Origin of the sequence: Streptomyces sp. NPDC059456 (assembly GCF_042750055.1) — a bacterium.
Lineage (GTDB): Bacteria > Actinomycetota > Actinomycetes > Streptomycetales > Streptomycetaceae > Streptomyces.
The window spans coordinates 1-1,900 of sequence record NZ_JBHYVA010001039.1 but is presented as its reverse complement, the minus strand read 5'-3'; the positions used below and the strand labels follow the sequence as shown (position 1 = coordinate 1,900).

2 protein-coding genes are annotated in these 1,900 nt (G+C 70.5%); one reads left to right on the top strand and one right to left on the bottom strand.

The window, feature by feature from the left end; all coding sequences use genetic code 11:
• The first annotated feature begins 235 nt into the window (after positions 1 to 235).
• Positions 236 to 1,780 carry an alkaline phosphatase gene (locus ACFXA3_RS41910; RefSeq protein WP_385196666.1) on the top strand — a complete coding sequence of 515 codons (1,545 nt, stop codon included), beginning with the start codon at positions 236 to 238 and terminating at the stop codon, positions 1,778 to 1,780.
• Here the strand turns inward: ACFXA3_RS41910 and ACFXA3_RS41905 are convergent.
• Positions 1,678 to 1,900 (bottom strand): hypothetical protein (locus ACFXA3_RS41905; protein WP_385196668.1); only part of this gene is annotated, 223 nt, incomplete at its 5' end. The genes ACFXA3_RS41910 and ACFXA3_RS41905 overlap by 103 nt on opposite strands.

Here is a 1,900-nt window from a genome sequence, read left to right as displayed (position 1 = left end):
ACCGCTCGGCCTCACCGCCCAAACCGCCGCGTGACGTTCAAGTGCGCCCCCGCGGCTTCACCACCCCCCCAGCCCCCCCCCCCCTCCGCGTACGGGTTCCGGCCCGCCCGTGGCAACGGTCCCGCAGACCCGGGTTCCGTTCGACTCGAAGTCATCTTCCGAGCCCGGCGTGTTCACGCAACCCTCCTACGGTCGGCATGCCCGAGCAGTACCTTCCGAGGGGGATTTCCCGCACATGCGTCGCAGTTTCGCGAACACTCCGAAGATCCTGACCGTCCTGGCCGTTGCCTGTGCCGTGGCCGCCGGAACGGCCGTCACCGCCAACTCGGCCACCCAGCAGGGCGATCAGGGGAGGGAGATCCGCAACGTCATCTACCTCCTCGGCGACGGCATGGGCCGCACCCATGTCACCGCCGCCCGCGACCGCTACTACGGTCCCGGCGGCAAACTCACGATGGAGACCCTCCCGTTCACCGGCGCGGTCGCCACGTACGCCGTGGAGAAGGGCAGCCAGAAGCCCGCGCTCGTCACCGACTCGGCCAGCTCCGCGACCGCCTGGTCCTCCGGCGTCAAGACGTACAACGCGGCCATCGGGGTCGACGCGTACGAGAAGAAGACCGCGACGCTGATGGAGCAGGCCAAGGCGGCCGGCTTCGCCACGGGCAACGTCTCCACCGCCGAGATCACCGACGCCACGCCGGCGGCGCAGTTCAGCCACGCACTGCTGCGCGGCTGCCAGGGCCCGGTCTACTCCGAGGCCGCCTGCCTGCCCAAGAAGGACGACGGCACGTACGAGCCGGCGCCCCGGGACAAGACGCTGATCACGCCGATCGCCGAGCAGATCGCCCGCAACGGCACCGCCGACGTCATCCTCGGCGGCGGCCTCGCCCGCTTCGAGCCCGACGACCAGAAGGCCCTCCAGGCCCAGGGCTACCAGGTGCTCGGCAGCTTCGGCGACCCGGCGCTGCCCGCCCAGACCGCCGCCAGCCAGAAGGCCGCCACCAAGGGCGACCTCGACAAGGCCGACGGCAAGAAGGTCGTCGGCCTGTTCAACCGCGGCAACCTGACCGTCGAGCAGGCCAAGGCGGGCCTGCCCGCCGACGCTCCGCAGAAGCAGGAGCCCAGCCTCGCGGACATGACCAGGAAGTCCATCTCGCTGCTGACCGACCGCAGGCAGCAGGACCGCAGGAAGAACAAGGGCTTCTTCCTCCAGGTCGAGGGCGCCCAGATCGACAAGCGCTCGCACGCCAACGACGCCGCCCAGACGCTCGCCGAGGTGAAGGCCTTCGACGACGCGGTCAAGACCGCGTACGAGTTCGCGAAGAAGGACGGCCACACCCTCGTGATCGTCACGGCGGACCACGAGTGCGCCGGCTTCAACATCATCGAGAAGGGCACCTACACCAACGCCGAGGCCGTCGCGCCCCCGGCGAACGTGGACGCCGGCAACACCGCCAACAACAGCGCCCCGTCGCGCGCGGCCTCCGGCGCCAAGGACCCCTCCCGCTCCACCGGCGCCGTCAACGGCGCGGGTTCGGCCGACGCGAAGAACTTCGCGCCCGCCACGTTCCGTACGCCCGACGACCCGGCGGGCGTCAAGGACGGCAGCCCGGAAGCCAGCCTGTGGCTGACGTACCTGTCCGGCAACCACACGGGCGCCGACGTGCCGATCTTCGCCTACGGCCCCACCGGCAGCGCCTTCGCCGCCAGCCAGAACAACACGGAGCTGTACGGGAAGATGTACCGCGCGCTGTTCGGCCGCTCTCCCCAGCAGCACTGACCCTCGGGCAGGGTCTGCGAGGCGATCATGTAGTCCGCTCCGACCGACTGGTCGAGCTCGTCGGTGGCGGAGGCCACCATCGAGGAGCCGACCACGGACAGGCAGGCGACCAGCGCCAGG

Excerpts from the sequence above, each read along its gene's own strand:
- ACFXA3_RS41910 (WP_385196666.1), top strand. The coding sequence starts at position 236 with ATGCGTCGCAGTTTCGCGAACACTCCGAAGATCCTGACCGTCCTGGCC.